Annotated in this window: 1 protein-coding gene and 1 pseudogene; one reads left to right on the top strand and one right to left on the bottom strand. The window is 40.8% G+C overall.

The features are described from left to right. Positions 1-327 (bottom strand): rhodanese-like domain-containing protein (locus tag R7040_RS27145; protein ID WP_318097696.1); only part of this gene is annotated, 327 nt, incomplete at its 3' end. Between the two features lie 259 nt (positions 328-586). Here R7040_RS27145 and groES point away from each other — a divergent pair. Continuing rightward, positions 587-659: pseudogene (groES, locus tag R7040_RS27140) on the top strand (co-chaperone GroES); the annotation flags it as partial.

Below are 659 nucleotides of genomic sequence, written 5' to 3'. Positions count from 1 at the left end.
TAAGCCACCTGCATTGTGCAGATTCGTGAACCCTTGCGATTGCAAATATTGATACGCTTTACCAGAGCGATTACCACTGCGGCAGTACAATACGATCGCTTGATCTTTATCGACGTCTTGGAAATGTTTATCAAGCTCAGATAGAGGGAAATTCACCGCATTGTCTAAATGCCCCTCAGAGAACTCTTGCGGAGTGCGCACATCGACGATCATTGCGCCTTGCTCTATCAGTTGCCATCCTTGTTCCGCGCGTTCAGAAGCCGCTACGTTAGGAGCGAGCAACCCTAAGCTCAGCGTTGCAAGAAACAGAGAAATTGCCTTTTTCATTCTTTCGTCATCCTTATCAAACTATGTGTGCCACTGCGTAAAATAGCCTTCATCATAGACTCATTCTGACGGATGGTGAATGAGAATGTTTGATAGAGAATTTTGTTTAGTTCGATAAAAAATTTTTATTAAATTTCCCCCTTGAACTCCAATTTTTCGACCTTATTATTTTCATCGAAAACGAGCAGACGACTCGTTAATCCATCTTTATGTTCAAACTATGTCTTTTATTTTTGGTTCTAAGTAGGAGGCACTTCAAATGAAAATTCGTCCTTTAAATGACAAGCTAATTGTTGAAAGACAAGAGGTGGAAAATAAATCTGAAGGGGGAA

Source organism: Vibrio sp. 1069 (assembly GCF_033340555.1).
Note: the sequence above shows the minus strand (reverse complement) of the source record. Positions and strands in the feature narration are given on the sequence as shown.